The following is an 18,962-nucleotide window of genomic DNA, read 5'->3' as shown; positions in this document are numbered from 1 at the left end:
TGTGTATGATTAAATGGTTAGAAGGTCCAAGAAAAGACGAAGATGTTGTGGTAAGTACAAGAATAAGGGTTGCAAGGAATATTGAAAATTATAAATTTCCTCAATATATTAATCTAGAAGAATCTAAAGAATTAACAGATGAAATACTTAATGGAATGAAGAAAATTTCTGGTGATGATAATTATAGGTTCATTAGGATTAATGATTTGACTCCTAGAGAAAGGTTTGTGTATATTGAAGAACATTTAATAAGTCCAAGTCTTGTTCAAAAAGTAGATAAAAGTAGCTTTCTTTTAAGAAATGACGAAAAGGTAACTATAATGATTAATGAAGAAGATCATATTAGGATTCAAGTGTTAATGCCTGGATTAAATTTTGAAGAAGGATGGCAGCTTTGCACTCAAATAGATGATTTATTAGAAGAAAACCTTGATTATGCTTTTCATGAAAGGTTAGGGTACTTGACTTCATGCCCTACTAATGTAGGTACAGGACTTAGAGCTTCTGTAATGGTTCATTTACCTTGTCTAGTTATGACAGGTCATATAAATGCAATAGTTGAAGCTTTAAGTAAAATTGGATTGACAGTAAGAGGAATTTATGGAGAAGGATCTGAAACCTTAGGACATTTATTTCAAATATCAAATCAAACGACTTTAGGAGAAAAAGAAGAAAGTATCATTAAAAAATTAAACAATGTTATATTTCAAGTAGTAGCCAGGGAGAGGAATATCAGAAAAAATTTAATGGAAAAGAAAAAAGTTGAAATGGAAGATAAGATATTTAGATCCTTTGGCTTATTAAAGCATAGTAGGTTAATGTCTTCAAAAGAAGCTATGGGTCATCTATCTAATGTAAAATTAGGCTGTGAAATGGGTATAATTAATGATGTAGCTTCTAAGGAAATATTGAAACTGATGGTAGAGATACAACCTGCTAGCATTCAAGCTAATCTTAATAAAGAAATGACAAAGGAAGAAAGAGATATAAATAGAGCACAGCTCATAAGAAATTTTTTATAGTTTTGGAGGGATAATATGGCAATGTTTGGTAGATTTACTGAAAGAGCACAAAAAGCCATTCTATTAGCACAAGAAGAGGCTAAAAGATTGAAGCATAATTACGTAGGTACAGAACACCTACTTTTAGGATTACTGGCTGAAGGAGAAGGTGCAGCAGCTATTGCTTTAAAAGAATTAGGAGTAAATATAGAAAATGCTAGATTGCAGGTAACAAAGGCTATCGGTCAAGGCGAATATGAAGCCGATATATTAGGATTTACCCCTAGAACAAAAAGAATATTTGAACTTAGTTTTCTTGAAGCAAGAAATTTAGGACATAACTATGTTGGTACTGAACATATTCTATTAGGACTATTGGCTGAAGGAGAAGGTGTTGCAATTGTAGTGTTAAAAGAATTAGGAGTTGACATAGATAAGTTAGAAAATCGCATTATAAATATGATTACTGAAACTACACCAAAATCTAATCAAGCTATGGAAGGTGGTAATCAAAATACTCCTAATCTAGATAAATATGGTAGAGATTTAAATAAATTAGCTATTGAAGGTAAAATAGACCCTGTAATTGGAAGAACAAAAGAAATTGAAAGAGTAATTCAAGTTCTAAGTAGAAGAACCAAAAATAATCCTGTTTTAATTGGAGAACCAGGTGTAGGCAAAACAGCTATAGCAGAAGGATTAGCTCAAAAAATTGTTGAAGGTGAAGTACCGGATATTATTAAAGATAGGAGAGTAGTTACCTTAGATTTACCTAGTATGATTGCTGGAGCTAAATATAGAGGAGAATTTGAAGAAAGATTAAAATCTGTAATGAAGGAACTGAAGGAAGCAGGAGATATAATTTTATTTATTGATGAACTTCATACTATAGTTGGAGCAGGTGCTGCAGAAGGTGCGATAGATGCTTCTAATATTTTAAAACCTGTATTAGCAAGAGGAGAACTTCAAGTAATTGGAGCTACAACTATCGATGAATATAGAAAGCATATAGAAAAAGATTCTGCATTAGAAAGAAGATTTCAGCCAATAATGGTTGAAGAGCCTACTGTGGAAGATACAGTGAAAATATTAGAAGGATTAAGGGATAAATATGAAGCTCATCATAGAGTGAAAATAACAGACGAAGCTATTAAAGCAGCAACAGAATTATCTAACAGATATATTACTGATAGATTTTTACCCGATAAAGCTATAGACTTAATTGATGAAGCTGCTTCTATGATTAGAATAAAGTCTTATGTAGCCCCTGATGAACTTAAAGATTTAGAAGAAAAGTTAGAGGAACTATCTCAAGAAAAAGAAGAAGCTATAAATACTCAAGATTATGAGAAGGCTGCTAAGATAAGGGATATGGAGAAAAAAATTAAAGAAGAATTAAAAAGTAATAAGATTAAATGGGAACAAGAAAAGCAAACTTCTAACATGGTTGTAAATTATGATGAAATTGCTAAAGTAGTGTCTACTTGGACTGGTATTCCTGTAAGTAAAATGACTACTGAAGAAAGTCAAAGACTTTTAGAATTAGAAAAAACTCTTCATAAAAGAGTAATAGGACAGGAGCAGGCTGTAGAAGCAGTATCTAGTGCCGTTAGAAGGGCTAGAGTAGGCTTAAAAGATCCAAAGAAGCCTGTGGGTACCTTTATCTTTGTAGGACCAACAGGAGTAGGAAAGACTTACTTAGCTAAAGCTTTGGCTGAAGCTATTTTTGGAGATGAAGATTCTATGATTAGAATAGATATGTCTGAGTATATGGAAAAACATTCTGTGTCTAGATTGGTAGGATCACCTCCAGGATATGTAGGATATGATGAAGGTGGGCAATTAACGGAAGCTGTTAGGAGAAAGCCATATGCAGTAATTCTTTTTGATGAAATAGAAAAAGCTCATCCTGATGTATTTAATATTTTACTTCAAATTTTAGATGATGGAAGACTAACGGATTCTAAGGGAAGAACTGTAGATTTTAAAAATACAATAATTATTATGACTTCTAATGTAGGAGCCACATCTATAAAGAAACAAAATGTATTAGGTTTTTCTGCTGGAAGAGAAGAAACTAAAGAAGAATATGAAAAAATGAAAGAAACTATTTCTGAAGAGTTAAAAAGAACCTTTAGACCAGAATTTTTAAATAGAATTGATGAAGTTATAGTATTCCATTCTTTAAAAGAAGAACATGTCAAAGAAATTGTAGAAATAATGATAAAAGATTTAGAAAAGCGTCTTCAAGCCTTAAATATCAACATTAAAGTTTCAGAGGATACTAAGGAATATATTTCTAATAAAGGATTTGATCCTGTTTATGGTGCAAGACCATTGGAAAGAACCATTAGAAAAATGATAGAAGATCAGTTGGCGGAAGAAATATTAAGGGGAAATGTTTCAAAAAATGATCATATTCTCGTGGAACATGAAGAAGATAAATTAATATTTAAAAAGGAACCTGTAGCATAAGCTACAGGTTTAAATTTTGATATAATGGATATATATGTTTTCATAACAAAGGAGAGATTTTATGAAGAATAAAACTGTTTTTATATGCAAAGAATGTGGCTATGAAAGCATAAAGTGGATGGGCAGATGTCCCGAATGCAATGCTTGGAGTAGTCTTGAAGAAGCTATAGTAGAAGACAAAAAAGGAAAGACGGGAAAGAGTAAGGGAAATATTCGAACAAAATCTATTAAAAGGTTATCGGAAGTTGAGTCTAGCAATAGCGATAGAATTATAACTAGTATAAATGAGTTCAATAGAGTTATGGGTGGAGGGATTGTTAAGGATTCAATTACTATTCTATCAGCAAAACCTGGGGCAGGGAAATCTACATTATTGCTTCAAGTTGCTAATGACTTAGCGATAAAGGGACATAAAGTTTTATATGCATCTGGAGAAGAAAGTGAAAGTCAAATTAAGAATAGGGCTGATAGAATAATTAAAAAGATTGACGATAAGGTTTGGGTAATATCTGACAACAGTATGGACAACGTAATAGAATATATTGACGAAGTAGATCCAGATTTAATAATAATAGATAGTATTCAGACTTTTACATTAGCTGCCTTTCCAAGTTCAAGGGCAGGGTCTCCTACTCAAACTATGGAATGTGCTAATGAGTTAGTAAAAATAGCTAAGAGTAATACTAGACCTAGAGTTATAATAATGGTTGGACAGATGACAAAAGAAGATGAAATTGCAGGCGTTAGAGCACTAGAACATTTAGTAGATGCAGTATTGATTATTGAAGGAGAAAGTGGAGAAGAATTAAGAACATTGTTGACTACTAAGAATAGATATGGTTCTACAGGAGAATTAGGATTTTTTAATATTACTGATGAAGGAATGATATCCATAGACAACCCATCAGAATACTTTATGACTAAAAGAGAAGAAGGCAATACTATGGCTGGTAGTTCCATTACTGTAGTTAGAGAAGGAACAAGACCTATAATTGTAGAAATAGAGAGTTTAGTCTCTCATTCTTTCACTCCATATCCGTCTAGAATAGGTGAATGTCTAAGAAGAGAACAATTGAACACATTAATTTCTATATTGGAGCAAAGGGGCGGAATACAGCTTTATGACAAAAATGTGGTAATTAAAAGTACTGGTGGTATTAAACTTAAAGAGCAGGCAGCTAACCTTTCCGTTATAATGAGTATTGTATCCTCGGTTTATAATCAAGGTATTCCTAATGATACCGTTTTTATATCAGATGTAGGGCTTACAGGAGAGCTTAAAAAGGTTCCTTCCCTTGAGTCAAGAGTCAGAGAATTAGATAGATTAGGCTTTAAAAAAGTCTATGTAGCTCCTAACAGTATAAAGAATATAAAAACTAGCCATTTAAATATAGTAGAAATGGAAACCTTAAAAGATGTAATTAATAATTTATTTAATGTATAAAACATTTCATAAAATATGGATAAATATAAATAATATTATTAAGACTACTATTAGGGAGGAGTTGTATGGAAAATAGTAATCATGTGGAGAAATTATTTGAAATGTTGAGAATAGTAGCACCAGGAACTGAACTAAGAGAAGGTCTTGATAATATTTTAAGGGCAAGAACAGGGGCATTAATAGTTATTGGAGACAGTAAAGAAGTTTTAAATTTAGTTGATGATGGATTTTATATAAATAGTGAATATTCTCCAGCTTACATTTATGAATTAGCAAAAATGGACGGGGCAATTGTAATAAGCAAAGATTGTAAAAAAATACTATATGCAAATACCCAACTAAATCCATGTCAGTTAATTGTATCGAAAGAAACGGGAACGAGGCATAAAACAGCAGAAAAAGTTGCCAAGCAAACTAATGAATTGGTCGTTGCTATTTCTAAAAGAAGAAACATAATTACTTTATATAAATCAAACTTTAAATATATATTAAGAGATATTGGTGAGATTTTATCTAATGCCAACCAAGCAGTTCAAACTTTAGAGAAATACAAGTCTGTATTAGATGAAGAAATAAATAATTTAACAACTTTAGAATTTGAAAACTTAGTAACTCTTTATGATATAGCTAAAGTTATGCAGAGAATGGAAATGGTACGTAGAATAGAATGTGAGATCAACATATATATTTACGAATTAGGAATTGAGGGCAGGTTGTTAGATATGCAAGTTAGAGAATTAGTTGATGGTTTAGAAAATGAAAGAGTTAATTTGGTTAAGGATTATTTGAAAGATAATAGTAAAGATCATCTGAAAGTATGGAATTATATAAGTGGATTATCTTCTGAGGAATTACTAAATTTATCTAATATGATATTTGTACTAGGTTATGATGATGAAATCTCAGCTTTGGATAAAAATATATATCCAAGGGGTTATAGGATAATGGGCAAAATACCAAAACTTCCTCTTGGGGTATTAGAAAATACTATAAGTATGTTTGGGTCTCTTCAAGGAATTTTAAAAGCATCTTTATTAGACTTATGTAAAGTAGAAGGAATAGGTGAAGTAAGAGCTAAGACTATTAAAGAAGGTTTAAGGAAACAGCAAGAAAAAACTCTATTTGAAAAAACCATAATAAAACAGGCTAAGGATTTACGTCTTTAGCCTGTTTCTTATAACATATAACAAATTATATGCTTTGAAGAATTATAAATAACCTAATGTACTTTTTAAGGTTATTATCCTTTAAAAAAGACTTCATATTTATTTTAAACTAAATACACCTAAAGTCTTAATTCTGTCATACTCTTTTGACATAATCTCATAAAAGTCTAACTCTAAAGTATTACATAAAGCTGCTAAGTAGAAAACGTAAGAACCCATTTCTTCTTCAACAACATCTCTACATCCTTCACAGATAGAACCTTCAACATGAGTTTTCACACTATCTAACATTTCCTCAAAAGATTCTTTACTATAATCCTGCTTTGAAGCATTAATAGATATACATCCACAAGAAGTAACAGATTTAGCTACTGCTCTATTAATTCTAGAATTGTATTCGTCTAATTTAGTCATTATATCAAGAACACTACGATGTCTAACGAGAACTTCGGAAACTTGTTTTTGAAAATCTTTACAAATTGAATCTCTATCCACATCCATAATATTTCTGTCCATACACTCCACCCCTGTCAAAAGTTTATTTATTTATGATTCAATTATACTTATGAGGACAAGTTGTTGTCAAATATTTCTAACATTTATTTTTTACCAAATTAAAATGTAAAATAAGTAGTTGACAAGCGAAATATTTCTGTGATAGAATATAAACTTTACAACCTCAGATTATTATTGTATAATAATAAAGAAGATGGTTAAATGGGAGGTTGTCATATGTTTAACATTGGTGATAAAGTAGTTTATCCTATGCATGGAGCTGGTATAATTGAGGGTATAGAAGAAAAAGAAATATTAGGAGAAAAAAGGAAATATTATATTATGAGGATGCCTATCGGGGACATGAAGGTTATGGTTCCTGTAGATAACGTAGGTGATGTTGGAATAAGAGAAATAATTGATTCATTAGATATGGAAAGGGTAATAACCATATTAAAGGGAAGCAAAACTAATATGCCACAAAATTGGAACAGAAGATATAGAATAAATATGGATAAAATCAAAAGTGGTGATATATTTGAAATTGCTGCTGTAGTTAGAAATCTTACTATGAGAGATTTAGAGAAAGGTTTGTCTACTGGAGAAAGAAAAATGTTGAGTAGTGCTAAGCAAATGCTTATATCTGAAATGGTATTAGTAACAGGCTCAGAGTTAGAAGAAGCAGAAAAAACTATTATAGATGCCATTAATTGTACAGAAGATTAAAATAAATCTAGCAATTACACATTTTAGGTTATATAATTTATTTAAATGGCAATAAATATACTATGGGAGGTGAATTGATGATTGATAAAATATTACGAGGAATAATAGGCCTGGCGGGATTACTGGTTGGATATGGAATTATGGCCGGGCTTAAAGCTTTGGAAATTATCAATATGTCTAGTAAAGGGTGGCTAGGATTAGTATTATATTTAGGAGTTAGTTTTATATTTGGAATTATATTTTTTTCATTATCGCCTAAGATTATTAAAGGGGGAAGAAGAGGAGTTCAAGTTTTGGAAAATGAACTGCAAAAATTTCCTGCTTATGATATTGCTATAGGATCTGTTGGACTAATTATTGGATTAATAATTGCCTATCTATTAAGTCAACCCTTTTACAATTTAGAAATACCGTATTTAGGAGTAGCTATATCTATTTTACTTTATGGTGTATTTGGATATTTAGGAATTAAAGTGCCTACTAGAAAAAGAGATGATATTACTACTACATTAGGAAACTTCAAAAAAAGCTCTAAAGATAAAATAAAAGGAAACTGGAAATCTTGTCCTAAAATATTAGATACTAGTGTAATAATTGATGGAAGAATTGCAGATATTTGTAAAACTGGTTTTATAGAAGGACCACTTATAATTCCTGAATTTGTATTGGAAGAAGTACAACATATAGCTGACTCTTCAGATGCTCTAAAGAGAAATAGAGGAAGAAGAGGGCTGGATATATTAAATAAGATTCAAAAAGAATTGGATATTGAAGTAATAATTCATGATAAGAAATTTGAAGATGTTCAAGAAGTAGATTCGAAACTACTAAAGCTAACTCAACAGCTAAAGGGTAAAATAATAACCAATGATTATAATTTAAATAAAGTAGCAGAAGTTCAAGGAATAGACGTGTTAAACATAAATGATCTAGCAAATGCAGTAAAACCAATAGTTTTACCTGGAGAAGAAATGATAGTACAAGTGATAAAAGATGGTAAAGAGTCTGGTCAAGGATTAGCTTATTTAGATGATGGAACTATGATAGTAGTAGAAGGTGGAAAAAAATATATTGGCGAGACTATTGAAGTTTTAGTAACTAGTGTACTTCAAACTTCTGCAGGAAGAATGATATTTGCTAAGCCAAAATCTATAGTAGATAGAGCAGTATAGGACCCATTTGGGTCCTATATTTTTGAATCCTTTTTTTATTTTTTGGATATTATATAAGTAAATTGTTCTATGTTTAATTTTAATATGCTATAATACACTAAGAGGTGAAAAAAATGTATAAAAATTACTATGTATCCGTAGTTATTGCTGCAGCAGGAATGAGTAATAGAATGGGAAGTAAGATCAATAAGCAATTTATATCCATAAATAATAAACCGATTTTAGCTCACACTATAGAAAGATTTGAAAAATGTAGATATATAGACGAGATTATTGTAGTTGCCAAGGAAGAAGAAATTGACTATTGTAAGAAAGAAATAGTGAAAAGATATGGATTTAAGAAAGTAGTTAATATTATAAGAGGTGGCAGAGAAAGACAAGACTCAGTATATAATGGTATTTTAGCTTTAAATGAAAAGTCTAATATTGTACTAATTCATGATGGTGCTAGACCTTTTGTAAAAGTTGAAAATATAGTGGATGGTATCAAAGGTGTAGTAGAAAATGGAGCTTGTGTTGTTGGGGTCCCAGTAAAGGATACAATAAAAGTAGTAGGAGAAAATAAAGCTATTGAAAATACACCTCAAAGAAGCTTAATATGGGCAGCTCAAACTCCTCAATGTTTTTGGCATCATATTATTATAAATGGTTATCAAAAAGCTATAGAAGATAATTTTGTTGGTACTGATGATAGTTCTATAGTTGAAAGATTAGGCTATGAAGTAAAAATGGTTATGGGAAGCTACGAAAATATAAAGATTACTACGCCAGAAGATTTAATAGTAGCAGAGTCAATGTTAAAAGATAAGGATATAATATATAAAAGAAGAGAGTTTGTATTTCAAGGTAGATAGGATGATTGAAATGAGAATTGGATTTGGATACGATGTTCATCAATTAGTAGAGGGAAGAAAATTAACCATTGGTGGATTGGATATTCCTTATGAGAAAGGACTTTTAGGACATTCTGATGCAGATGTTTTAGTTCATTCTATAATGGACAGCATTTTAGGAGCTTTGGCTTTAGGAGATATTGGCAAACATTTTCCAGATACAGACAGTAAATATAAAGATATTTCTAGTTTACTACTCTTAGATAGAGTGTATGAAACTATGGAACAATCAGGATATAAAATTGGAAACATAGATGCTACTATAGCAGCTCAAAGACCTAAATTAGCCCCTTACATAGATAAGATGAAAATTATTATTGCTAATAGATTAGAAACTTCTGTAGAAAATATAAATATTAAAGCTACAACCACAGAAAAATTAGGTTTTGAAGGTAGAGAAGAAGGGATTTCAGCATATAGCGTGTGTTTGTTAAAGCCAAAGAACATTTAAAGAGTGAAATCAGATTGACATAATAAAATATATTTAGTAATATATAAAATAAATACTATGCAACGATAGGAAATAGTAAATATTAATGGTCCAAGAGAGGAAATCAATTGGTGAAAGATTTCTGACCCTCTTAATGTTGAACCCGCCCTGGAGCTTTTAGATATGGTTTTTCGTATCTAAACGGTAGTACCGTTATAACTATTGAGTGAACTTTTAATAAAGTTTATTAGAGTGGTACCGCGGAATTCAACCTTTCGTCTCTATTTAGAGATGAAAGGTTTTTTTATTATAATGTACATGAAAACATAAAATTTTTAGTGTAAATTTAATATTAAAAGTATTCTAAAAAAGTTTTATTAATTTGATGAGGAGGAAATTCTATGAAGATGTCAAAATTGTATACACCAACTTTAAGAGAGATGCCATCAGAAGCTGAAATATCAAGTCATAAGTTATTATTGAGATCAGGGATGATGAGAAAGTTAGTTAGTGGAGTGTATTCTTATTTACCTTTAGGGTATAGAGTTATTAGAAAAATTGAAAATATAGTAAGAGAAGAAATGGATAGAGCTGGTTCTCAGGAATTGTTAATGTCGGCTATACAGCCAAAGGAAATATGGGAAGCCAGTGGAAGATGGGATAATTTTGGAGCAGAAATGTTTAGATTAAAAGATAGAAATGAAAGAGATTTTTGTCTTGGACCAACCCATGAAGAATATTTCACTAACTTAATCAAAGATGAAGTAAGATCTTATAAGCAATTACCTCTAAATTTATATCAAATTCAGACTAAGTATAGGGATGAAAAAAGACCGAGATTTGGATTAATTAGATCTAGAGAGTTTATAATGAAAGATGCTTATAGCTTTGATAAAGATGAAGAAGGCATGAAAGTGGCTTATAAAGAAATGTGGGAAGCATATGAGAAAGTTTTTACAAGACTTAAGCTAAAGTTTAAAATAGTTCAAGGAGATTCTGGTACTATGGGAGGAAATGAGTCCCATGAATTTATGGCTATGTCTGAAGTTGGAGAAAGTCTTGTAGCTTACTGTGAACATTGTGATTATGCAGCTACAGATGAAAAGGCACAAGTGATATATAAAGTTTCAAATGATACTGATGACGAAAAAGAGATGGAAAAAGTTCATACACCAGAAATAACTACAATAGAAGACTTAGTAGAATTTTTTGATACCGAAGAAAGTAAATTTGGAAAAGCTTTAGTATATAAAGCGGCAGGAGAAACTGTAGTAGCAATAATACCTGGAGATAGAGAACTAAATGAAACTAAGTTATGTAACTATTTAAAGATTCCTGAGCATGAATTAGAACTAGCTGACGAAGAAACGATAATAGACATTACAGGAGCCAACAAAGGATTTACAGGACCAGTTAATCTTAAAAAAGAGGTAAAATTAATTGTAGATTCAAGAATTACTAAAATGAAAAATTTAGTAGTTGGAGGTAATGAAACTGATTACCACCTTAAAAATGTAAACTATAGCAGAGACTTTACTGGAGAAGTAGCAGAAGATTTGCTATTGGTTAAAGAAGAAGATATTTGTCCTAAATGTGGAGAAATTTTATCTATGGACAGAGGAATAGAAGTTGGTAATATATTTCAATTGGGGACTAAATATAGTGATAGCTTAGGCGCTAAATTCTTGGATGAGAATGGCAAGGAACATCCTTTTGTAATGGGAAGCTACGGTATTGGAGTATCTAGATCTATGGCAGCTATAGTTGAACAATACCATGATGAAGATGGAATCGCTTGGCCTTTAGTAGTAGCTCCATATCATGTGATAATTACAGTAATTAATATTAAAAATCAAGAGCAAATGGATCTGGCAGAAAAATTATATAAGACATTAGAAGAAATAGGACTTGAAGTTCTTCTTGATGATAGAAATGAGCGAGCTGGGGTTAAATTTAAGGATAGAGATCTAATAGGAATTCCAATTAGAATTACTGTAGGAAAAAGAGCAAATGAAAATATAGTAGAGTACTCAATTAGGGGAAGAGAAGAAAAGATAGAAGTAGAAACTGAAAAAACATTAGATCTAATTAGAGGTGAATTTATTAAAGAAGGTCTTAATATAACTAGAGTTTAAATAAACATGATTTTTGAATATCTTTATTAATGTATTATAGTTTATTATGTATAATAAAGGTATTAAGTATTATTACTTAATCATAAAACCAGTTGATTTCTTTTTTTAGGTAGTCGAAAGACTACCTTTTTTTTATCTAAAAGAGGAATTAAAGGTTTTGCGTCGAATATTGAATTTGATAGTAAAGTAATTTACTGTTCAATTTATAATTTGGAGGATTTTTGATGATACTAGAATTTATGTCATCAATATTTTTATGGGGGCAATTTTTCATTACTAATAATGCAACTCTATTACTATTTTTAATCAATAACTTTATAATTATAAATACAGGACTTACTTTATACAACTTGAAGATAGAAAGAAATCGTATACTTATAGCATCATTAATTATATGTATAATAACAGGAAGCATTGCCTTTAGCCTTAAAGATTTTAGCATTTTAGGAAAATTGCATTTAATGCTAATTATCATTATTTGTAGTATAGTCTTTAAAATGAATTTATTCATATCCTCCTTAATAATAGTGTCATCATTTACACTTTACTCAGCTTTATTTGGGTTAATAGGCAGTTTGATTTTATGGACTTTGAAAACCTCTTTATTAGAAGCCGTTAGAAATCCATTAGTTATCTTCCTATATACTTATGTATTTTTTAAATGATTACATAAGAAAAAGCCAAGGATATGTAATTGATCTGGATAAACATATCCCCATTTCTTTAGAAGATATAAAGAGGGAAAAGAATTATATCCTTATTATTATAATTATCATTCAATATTTTACCTATATTCTAAAAAATGAATTAATATCCAAAATTCATAGAAGCAGCCAAGTATGTGTCATTAGCTATATTAGAAATATAATAATTATCCTGTCTTTAATAGGAGTATATGTTCTTATCAAGAGTTTGAGTAATCTTAATCTGAAACAATCTTATAATCCCAAAGAAGTTGAAGAAGTAAGAAATAATCTAATGTCTATGAAACATGAATTCAATAGACATCTACAAACTATTCAATCCATGATTTATTTAGATAGAGTTACAGACGTTCAAAAGTATATTGAAGAAATTACTAGATATCAATACCACCACCCATTGAGTAAAATTCAAATAAAGGAAAATCCAGCTTTAGCTGTGTTAATAAATGAGAAAAATAATTTAGCCTTAAAAAAAAGGTATTGACTTTAAAATTTTTATAAACTGTACCATGGAAGAATTTCCTTTGGATTGGTGGGAAATCAATAGTGTTATAGGAAATTTGTTAGATAATGGCTTGGAAGATTTAGAAAAATATAAAGATAAAAAAGAACTAGGACTTACTATTGATAAAGATAGCCATATATTCATTATAGAAGTCTACAATTATTCTTCTAAATTTGATATATCTAATTTAGATAAGTTATTTATTCCTGGATACTCTACTAAAAACTCTAATTCAAGAGGATATGGATTGTATGTTTCACAATCTATAGTAAAAAAATATCATGGAACAATTAAAGTTTTTTATGATGGCTATGTAAGGGTTAAAGTTTTTATACCAATAAAGTAAAAAATGTTTTTGAATACTACGAAAGGAGGCAAGAGCGTGGCTAATATTATAGTTTTAGAGGATGATTTATATACAATAGAATTTATATCAAAGCTTATTACGGAAAATTGGCCTAATTTTAATATATTTAAAGCGAAATCTATAGAAAGCTACAAAAAGATATTAGAGAAAAATATTATTCATATTGCCTTATTAGATATTCAATTAGGAAAAGATTCCTATAATGGCTTAGATGTAGGAAAATATACTGATAAGTATTATCCCAAAATAAAGATTATATTTCTCACAGGATATGATCAGTACGCATTAACTTCTTTTGCTATTCATCCTTATGACTATATACTTAAACCAATAAATATTACTAGGTTTAAAAACACAATAAATAGATTATTAACATCTTTAGAAGAAGAAAAATGTATTAAAGAAAAATTAATTATAAAAAATAAAAATGAGATATATTTTATATGTCCAAGCAATATAATATATATAGAAAAGGCAGGTAAAGATACTATAATTCATGAAGAAAAAGAAAGTTATTTAGCGAAGGAGAGTCTTTCTTATTTTGAAGATACTTTAGGGGGTAGTTTTATAAGAGTACATAAATCATATTTAGTAAATAAAAATAAGATTCTAAGAATTAAGGAGATTGGAGATAGAGTATATGAAATAGAATTTTACAATTCTTCTAAGGTAGCTTATATGAGTAGAATGGGATTTAGTCAGTTGAAAAGGTACTTTCCTTTTTAGATTTTGGAGAAATGTACTTAACGTATGGCTAGTTAGACTACAATTTTGGCTTTTTAAAAAAGTAAGAAGGTAAAAATAGTTATTTGTATAATAATACTGGTAATGGAGAATATTAGAAAACAAGTAAGGTAGGGGTTTACATGAGTGTGGAAATGATGTTGAAAGAGTTATGTGAAGAAACTATGGAAATTCTAATGGGGTTAAAAGAAAGGGGTATATTAACAGAAGAAGAGTTAGAAAAGCATTTAAAAGAAAAAAGAGAATTTATTCAGATGCTTGAAAAAAAAGAAGAATTAGCTTGCTATATTCATTAGTTACTCTTTAGATCAAATAATTTACAAGTTCATTTTCCATAATACTTAGAATCTAATATAGCCAATAAAAACCCTAGTAAAACTAGGGTTTTTAAACTTTTTGTTGTCTATAATAGTTATAGGATAGAATCCTTGTAAAATGTTTAATAATAGGTTATCCTATTTTAAGGACCTATTTATAAAGTTGGAGGGATTAATATGAAAAAAAGAATAGTGTCTTGTATAATGGCTTTAATATTACTAATACCAATGATGGTCTTTGGTGCAGATATAAACCAAGAGATTGTAGTCTTGGGAAAGGATTTGTCATCTGGTGAGAAAAAGGAAATGCTTAAATTGTTTGAGGCTAAAGAGGACTCAAAGGTAATTGAAATAACAAATGAAGAAGAAAGAGAATATTTAGGAAAATTTGTAGATGAGAAATTGTTAGGAACTAGATCCATTTCTTCTGCTTACGTAGAAAAGTTAGGAGAAGGTGAAGGTATACAAGTAGAATCTACTAATATAACTTGGGTAACCGATGATATGTTTAGAAATGCCTTAATCACGGCTGGAGTAAAGGATGCTAAAATCAAAGTTGGCAGTCCTAGGCAAGTATCAGGTACTGCAGCTTTAACGGGAATAATAAAAGCTTTTGAAGATATAACTGGAGAAGAAGTTACAAATAAGGAAAAAGAAGTCGCAAGTGAAGAAATTGCTAAAACAGCCATATTAGGAAATGAAATCGGACAACAAAAAGCGGAAGAATTAATGAGTAATATAAAAATGTATATAATAGAGAATAATATTAAGAATAAAGGCTCTATTAAGAAAGTTGTAATTCAAGCAGCAGAAGACTTAGGAATTCAATTAACTGAAAATCAGATAAACCAAATAGTTGGTCTAATGAAGCGTATATCTAAGTTAAACTTAGACATTAATCAGATTAAGATTCAACTTAAAGGTATATCAGAAAAAATTGATAAAGTTAATGTTCAAGGTGAAGAAGTAAAATCATTTTTGGGTAAAATACTAGATTCTATTGGTCAATTATTTAATCGTATTTTTGGTTAATATTTCATGTAATATTTACACTTAAAATTTAGTGATATATAATATAAGGTAATTAATTTAGGAGGTGTCATTGTCTTGAAGGAAGTAAGACTAAGATTTGCACCAAGTCCTACAGGATATTTACATATTGGAGGACTTAGGACTGCTTTATACAATTATTTATTTGCTAGACATAATAATGGAAAGTTTATATTAAGAATAGAGGATACAGATCAAACTAGATTTGTAGAGGGTGCTATTGAAAACTTAATTAAATCTTTACACTGGGCTGGAATTGAATATGATGAAGGTGTATTTATAGAAAATGGTCAAGTTATACAAAAGGGTGATCATGGACCTTATATTCAATCAGAAAGATTGGGAATTTATAGAAAATATGTAGATGAACTAATAGAAAAGGGACATGCTTATTATTGTTTCTGTTCCAAAGAAAGGCTGGAATCCGTAAGAGAAGAACAAAAAATTAAGGGGCTTGTTCCTAAATATGATGGATTTTGTAGAAATGTATCTTTAGAAGAAGCTAAGGAAAGAATCGCTAAAGGAGAAGAATATGTAGTTAGACTAAAACTTCCTCCAAATAAAGACATTAAGTTTCATGATTTAGTAAGAGGCGATATAGTTATAAATACAGATGATGTAGATGATCAAGTACTTTTAAAATCAGATGGGTATCCTACCTATCATATGGCTGTTGTAATAGATGATCATTTAATGGATATCACTCATATAGTAAGAGGAGAAGAATGGCTGCCTTCTACACCAAAGCATGTTTATTTATATGAAGTTTTTGGATGGGAAAAGCCTACTTATGTCCATCTTCCAACAGTATTAAATAAAGAACGGAAAAAATTAAGTAAGCGTCATGGAGATGTATCTGTTGAAGACTTCAAAGGAAAAGGCTATTTGCCAGAAGGATTGATAAACTATTTAGCATTAGTTGGATGGAGTCCAGAAGATAATGAAGAGATTTTATCTATGGAAGAATTAATCGAAAAGTTTTCCTTTGAGAGAGTTTCAAAAACTGGAGGAATCTTTGATAAGGATAAATTAGATTGGGTGAATGGTCATTATATAAGAAATTCCTCTGTAGAAAAAATTACAGAATTAGCTATTCCTTATTTAAAAGAAGCTGGATATATTGATGATGAGTTTGTTGAAAAAAATTATGATTGGACTAAATTATTGGTTCATACTGTTCAAGAAAGTTTGTCTACTGTAGCTGAAATTGTAGATAAAGTAGATATATTCTTTAAAGATGAAGTAGTACTAGAAGATGAAGAAGCCTTAGAGGTATTAAAAGGAGAACAAGTACCCGTATTATTAGCTGCTTTTAAAGAAGAATTAAAAAATGTAGATAAAATTGATGAAGATTATGCTAAAGGTTTAATGAAAACTATCCAAAAAGCGACTGGAATCAAAGGGAAAAATTTATTTATGCCAGTAAGAGTTACTTTAACAGGAAACATTCATGGACCAGAATTGGTTAATATTATTTATTTATTTGGTAAAGAAAACATCTTGAAAAGAATAGAATATATAGAAGAAAAGTATTTAAAAGCTTAAAGTGTTGAATATATTTTTACTTTAATGTAAAATAAAGATAATCTTTATAAGAAAAGTATTGATAAGGAAAGTAAGCTTTTTAAGCCCTTAAAGAGAGGAGTTTTCATAGGCTGAAAGAAACTCTAAGTAGGCACTAAGCTGAAATGCACCTTAGAACTATTGCCTGAAGAGAGTAAGGTAAATCGGTTTACACCGTTATTTGTATTAAAAGTGGGAAGAATCCTATTAGAGTGGAACCGCGGTTTTGAAATCGTCTCTTATTTTGTAGAGACGATTTTTTTATAATAAACAGAAAAGTATAAAATTTAGACTTAAAAAATACTGTTAAATTTTTAAATATACTTTTATAAAAAATACTAAAATGTTTTGAATAAATGAAAAAGGAGGATATAATATGAAACTATACAATACTTTAACAAGAAAAAAAGAAGAATTTAAACCTGTTAAAGAAGGTCAAGTAACTATATACAGCTGTGGACCTACAGTTTATAATTATATTCATGTAGGAAATGCTAGACCCTTAGTAGTTTTTGACACCTTAAGAAGATTTCTTATTTATAAAGGATATAAAGTAAAATATTTAGTAAACTTTACGGACATTGATGATAAAATGATTCAGAAAGCCAATGAAGAAGGCACTACAGTAAAAGAAATAGCTGATAGGTATATTAAAGCTTTTACAGAAGATGCTAAAGGATTAAACTTATATGAAGAAGAAACGATCCATCCTAGGGCTACAGATTTTATTAATCAGATAATAGACTTCATAAAAGGGCTTACTGAAAAAGGTTCTGCTTATGATATAGATGGAAATGTATATTTTGACATTGCAAAAGCTAAAGATTATGGTAAACTATCTAAGAAGAATGTAGATGATTTAATAAGTGGTGCTAGAATAGAAGTTAATGAAGAAAAGAAAAACCCAATGGATTTTGCATTATGGAAAAAAGAAAAAGAGGGAGAACCTTCTTGGGATAGCCCTTGGGGCAAAGGTAGACCAGGATGGCATATTGAATGTTCAGTTATGGCAAAGGCTTTATTAGGAGATACCATAGATATTCATGCAGGAGGAGAAGATTTACAATTTCCTCATCATGAGAATGAAATAGCTCAAAGTGAAACTCTAACTGAAAAGCCCTTTGCAAATTATTGGATGCATAATGCTATGGTCAATGTAGATAATGAAAAAATGTCTAAATCAAAATTTAATTTCTTTACAATAAAAGATATTGCAAAAGAATTTGACTTAGAATCTCTTAGATTCTTTATTTTATCAGCCCATTATAGGAACCCAGTAAACTTTAATAAAGAAGTTTTAATGCAGTCACAAAAAGGATTAGAAAGATTATACAATGGAAAGAAAAATTTAGAATACCTATTAGATAAAGCTGAGGAAAGATTACTGACAGAAGAAGAGAAATCAAGTATTGAAACTTTAAATAAATATAAGACAGAATTTATCGAGAGTATGGAAGATGACTTAAATACGGCAGATGCTATTTCTTCTTTATTTGAAATAGTAAAATATACAAATACCTATTTAAATGAACAAAGTAATAAGAGGATAATAGAAGAAGCTTATAATATGTTGATAGAACTTTCAAAGATATTGGGTATATTATCAAAGAAAGAAGAAATTTTAGAAGAAGAAATATTAGAGTTAATTGAAAAAAGGTCTCAAGCAAGGAAAGACAAGAATTATAAATTATCTGATGAAATTAGAGATGCTTTAAAAGAGAAAGGAATAATTTTAGAAGATACTCAAGAAGGAGTGAAGTGGAAACGTATATAGC

The 18,962-nt window shown here is 29.7% G+C and carries 18 protein-coding genes and 2 other annotated features; of the genes, 17 read left to right on the top strand and 1 reads right to left on the bottom strand.

Annotated features, from left to right (window positions below):
• Positions 1 to 5 precede the first annotated feature (5 nt).
• The 4 genes from KQI42_RS11720 to disA all read left to right on the top strand — a co-directional run bounded on the left by KQI42_RS11720 (position 6) and on the right by disA (position 6,086).
• Positions 6 to 1,022 carry a protein arginine kinase gene (locus KQI42_RS11720; RefSeq protein WP_216519972.1) on the top strand — a complete coding sequence of 339 codons (1,017 nt, stop codon included), beginning with the start codon at positions 6 to 8 and terminating at the stop codon, positions 1,020 to 1,022.
• A gap of 15 nt (positions 1,023 to 1,037) precedes the next feature.
• A complete protein-coding gene (locus KQI42_RS11715) occupies positions 1,038 to 3,476 on the top strand; it encodes an ATP-dependent Clp protease ATP-binding subunit (RefSeq protein ID WP_216519971.1) in 2,439 nt (812 codons plus the stop codon).
• Between the two features lie 61 nt (positions 3,477 to 3,537).
• Positions 3,538 to 4,920: a DNA repair protein RadA gene (radA, locus tag KQI42_RS11710; RefSeq protein WP_216519968.1), complete on the top strand. Its 1,383-nt coding sequence runs from the start codon at positions 3,538 to 3,540 to the stop codon at positions 4,918 to 4,920.
• 65 nt (positions 4,921 to 4,985) lie between these two features.
• The gene (disA, locus tag KQI42_RS11705; RefSeq protein WP_216519966.1) at positions 4,986 to 6,086 is read left to right on the top strand and encodes a DNA integrity scanning diadenylate cyclase DisA; all 1,101 of its coding nucleotides are present in this window, start codon (positions 4,986 to 4,988) and stop codon (positions 6,084 to 6,086) included.
• 99 nt (positions 6,087 to 6,185) lie between these two features.
• Here the strand turns inward: disA and KQI42_RS11700 are convergent, their stop codons facing one another.
• Positions 6,186 to 6,602 carry a nucleoside triphosphate pyrophosphohydrolase family protein gene (locus KQI42_RS11700; protein WP_216519964.1) on the bottom strand — a complete coding sequence of 139 codons (417 nt, stop codon included), beginning with the start codon at positions 6,600 to 6,602 and terminating at the stop codon, positions 6,186 to 6,188.
• A gap of 216 nt (positions 6,603 to 6,818) precedes the next feature.
• Here KQI42_RS11700 and KQI42_RS11695 point away from each other — a divergent pair, with 216 nt between their 5' ends.
• The 13 genes from KQI42_RS11695 (at position 6,819) to cysS (ending at position 18,961) form a co-directional block, all read left to right on the top strand.
• Entirely contained in the window at positions 6,819 to 7,307 is a 489-nt protein-coding gene (locus KQI42_RS11695; RefSeq protein ID WP_216519962.1) for a CarD family transcriptional regulator, read from the top strand.
• A 77-nt stretch (positions 7,308 to 7,384) separates the two neighbouring features.
• Complete coding sequence (locus tag KQI42_RS11690; RefSeq protein ID WP_216519960.1) at positions 7,385 to 8,479, top strand: PIN/TRAM domain-containing protein; 1,095 nt, start codon at positions 7,385 to 7,387, stop codon at positions 8,477 to 8,479.
• A 113-nt stretch (positions 8,480 to 8,592) separates the two neighbouring features.
• Positions 8,593 to 9,333 carry a 2-C-methyl-D-erythritol 4-phosphate cytidylyltransferase gene (ispD, locus tag KQI42_RS11685; protein ID WP_216519958.1) on the top strand — a complete coding sequence of 247 codons (741 nt, stop codon included), beginning with the start codon at positions 8,593 to 8,595 and terminating at the stop codon, positions 9,331 to 9,333.
• A 10-nt stretch (positions 9,334 to 9,343) separates the two neighbouring features.
• A complete protein-coding gene (gene ispF / locus KQI42_RS11680; RefSeq protein ID WP_216519956.1) occupies positions 9,344 to 9,823 on the top strand; it encodes a 2-C-methyl-D-erythritol 2,4-cyclodiphosphate synthase in 480 nt (159 codons plus the stop codon).
• Positions 9,824 to 9,876: 53 nt separating this feature from the next.
• Positions 9,877 to 10,088, top strand: a binding site (T-box leader).
• Between the two features lie 115 nt (positions 10,089 to 10,203).
• Positions 10,204 to 11,937 carry a proline--tRNA ligase gene (locus KQI42_RS11675; RefSeq protein WP_216519954.1) on the top strand — a complete coding sequence of 578 codons (1,734 nt, stop codon included), beginning with the start codon at positions 10,204 to 10,206 and terminating at the stop codon, positions 11,935 to 11,937.
• 224 nt (positions 11,938 to 12,161) lie between these two features.
• Positions 12,162 to 12,602 (top strand): hypothetical protein, encoded by a 441-nt coding sequence (locus KQI42_RS11670; protein WP_216519952.1) that lies wholly within the window; start codon positions 12,162 to 12,164, stop codon positions 12,600 to 12,602.
• On the top strand, positions 12,586 to 13,125 hold the full coding sequence (locus tag KQI42_RS11665; protein ID WP_216519950.1) for a hypothetical protein: 540 nt from the start codon (positions 12,586 to 12,588) through the stop codon (positions 13,123 to 13,125). Before KQI42_RS11670 ends, KQI42_RS11665 begins: the two co-directional genes overlap by 17 nt.
• Positions 13,126 to 13,165: 40 nt before the next feature.
• Positions 13,166 to 13,492 carry a GHKL domain-containing protein gene (locus tag KQI42_RS11660; protein WP_216519948.1) on the top strand — a complete coding sequence of 109 codons (327 nt, stop codon included), beginning with the start codon at positions 13,166 to 13,168 and terminating at the stop codon, positions 13,490 to 13,492.
• Positions 13,493 to 13,528: 36 nt separating this feature from the next.
• A complete protein-coding gene (locus KQI42_RS11655) occupies positions 13,529 to 14,239 on the top strand; it encodes a LytR/AlgR family response regulator transcription factor (RefSeq protein WP_216519946.1) in 711 nt (236 codons plus the stop codon).
• 140 nt (positions 14,240 to 14,379) lie between these two features.
• Positions 14,380 to 14,553: a hypothetical protein gene (locus tag KQI42_RS11650; protein WP_216519945.1), complete on the top strand. Its 174-nt coding sequence runs from the start codon at positions 14,380 to 14,382 to the stop codon at positions 14,551 to 14,553.
• A gap of 198 nt (positions 14,554 to 14,751) precedes the next feature.
• Entirely contained in the window at positions 14,752 to 15,606 is an 855-nt protein-coding gene (locus tag KQI42_RS11645; protein ID WP_216519944.1) for a DUF1002 domain-containing protein, read from the top strand.
• A gap of 75 nt (positions 15,607 to 15,681) precedes the next feature.
• Entirely contained in the window at positions 15,682 to 17,169 is a 1,488-nt protein-coding gene (gltX, locus tag KQI42_RS11640; RefSeq protein ID WP_216519943.1) for a glutamate--tRNA ligase, read from the top strand.
• Between the two features lie 49 nt (positions 17,170 to 17,218).
• Positions 17,219 to 17,430: a binding site (T-box leader), on the top strand.
• A gap of 133 nt (positions 17,431 to 17,563) precedes the next feature.
• Positions 17,564 to 18,961 (top strand): cysteine--tRNA ligase, encoded by a 1,398-nt coding sequence (gene cysS, locus KQI42_RS11635; protein WP_216519942.1) that lies wholly within the window; start codon positions 17,564 to 17,566, stop codon positions 18,959 to 18,961.
• The last annotated feature ends 1 nt before the right edge of the window (position 18,962 follow it).

Source organism: Tissierella simiarum, from assembly GCF_018917865.1.
GTDB classification, from domain to species: Bacteria; Bacillota; Clostridia; order Tissierellales; family Tissierellaceae; genus Tissierella_C; species Tissierella_C simiarum.
Note: the sequence above shows the minus strand (reverse complement) of the source record. Positions and strands in the feature narration are given on the sequence as shown.

What these genes read in the sequence shown, in the direction of transcription:
- KQI42_RS11700 (WP_216519964.1), bottom strand. Translation starts at nt 6,602, where the DNA reads ATGGACAGAAATATTATGGATGTGGATAGAGATTCAATTTGTAAAGAT.
- KQI42_RS11675 (WP_216519954.1), top strand. Translation starts at nt 10,204, where the DNA reads ATGAAGATGTCAAAATTGTATACACCAACTTTAAGAGAGATGCCATCA.
- KQI42_RS11695 (WP_216519962.1), top strand. Translation starts at nt 6,819, where the DNA reads ATGTTTAACATTGGTGATAAAGTAGTTTATCCTATGCATGGAGCTGGT.
- KQI42_RS11720 (WP_216519972.1), top strand. Translation starts at nt 6, where the DNA reads ATGATTAAATGGTTAGAAGGTCCAAGAAAAGACGAAGATGTTGTGGTA.
- KQI42_RS11690 (WP_216519960.1), top strand. Translation starts at nt 7,385, where the DNA reads ATGATTGATAAAATATTACGAGGAATAATAGGCCTGGCGGGATTACTG.
- KQI42_RS11650 (WP_216519945.1), top strand. Translation starts at nt 14,380, where the DNA reads ATGAGTGTGGAAATGATGTTGAAAGAGTTATGTGAAGAAACTATGGAA.
- KQI42_RS11665 (WP_216519950.1), top strand. Translation starts at nt 12,586, where the DNA reads ATGTATTTTTTAAATGATTACATAAGAAAAAGCCAAGGATATGTAATT.
- ispD (WP_216519958.1), top strand. Translation starts at nt 8,593, where the DNA reads ATGTATAAAAATTACTATGTATCCGTAGTTATTGCTGCAGCAGGAATG.
- KQI42_RS11715 (WP_216519971.1), top strand. Translation starts at nt 1,038, where the DNA reads ATGGCAATGTTTGGTAGATTTACTGAAAGAGCACAAAAAGCCATTCTA.
- KQI42_RS11645 (WP_216519944.1), top strand. Translation starts at nt 14,752, where the DNA reads ATGAAAAAAAGAATAGTGTCTTGTATAATGGCTTTAATATTACTAATA.
- ispF (WP_216519956.1), top strand. Translation starts at nt 9,344, where the DNA reads ATGAGAATTGGATTTGGATACGATGTTCATCAATTAGTAGAGGGAAGA.
- cysS (WP_216519942.1), top strand. Translation starts at nt 17,564, where the DNA reads ATGAAACTATACAATACTTTAACAAGAAAAAAAGAAGAATTTAAACCT.
- disA (WP_216519966.1), top strand. Translation starts at nt 4,986, where the DNA reads ATGGAAAATAGTAATCATGTGGAGAAATTATTTGAAATGTTGAGAATA.
- radA (WP_216519968.1), top strand. Translation starts at nt 3,538, where the DNA reads ATGAAGAATAAAACTGTTTTTATATGCAAAGAATGTGGCTATGAAAGC.
- KQI42_RS11670 (WP_216519952.1), top strand. Translation starts at nt 12,162, where the DNA reads ATGATACTAGAATTTATGTCATCAATATTTTTATGGGGGCAATTTTTC.